Source organism: Bacillus hominis, from assembly GCF_018332515.1.
GTDB classification, from domain to species: Bacteria; Bacillota; Bacilli; order Bacillales; family Bacillaceae_G; genus Bacillus_A; species Bacillus_A hominis.
The window spans coordinates 1-301 of the sequence record NZ_BOQD01000582.1 but is presented as its reverse complement, the minus strand read 5'-3'; the positions used below and the strand labels follow the sequence as shown (position 1 = coordinate 301).

The 301-nt window shown below is 26.9% G+C and carries 1 protein-coding gene; it reads left to right on the top strand.

The features are described 5' to 3' along the window. Positions 1 to 135, top strand: a 135-nt coding sequence (locus KI356_RS27470; RefSeq protein ID WP_212937037.1) for a helix-turn-helix domain-containing protein, incomplete at its 5' end; no start/stop codon positions are given. Positions 136 to 301 lie beyond the last annotated feature (166 nt).

Genomic DNA, 301 nt, shown 5'->3' with positions numbered 1-301 from the left:
AAACAATTATATTTACATCGTAATACTTTACAATATCGCATTGATAAATTCATTGAAAAGACAGGAATTAATATAAAAACTTTTGAAGGTGCAGTAACAGTTTATATGGCTTTTCTTTCATTGGATATTTCGTAAACTTGCATAAAAACCTCTCATTCTTTTGTGCACCCTGCCAATTTACCTACGCTTTAAATAATCTTATAATTCAATTAATTAAAAAAAGGAGTGAGTAATCATGACAGAACTTGTATTAGATCATATTTTTAAAGTTTATGATAATAAAACGACTGCTGTTTCTGAT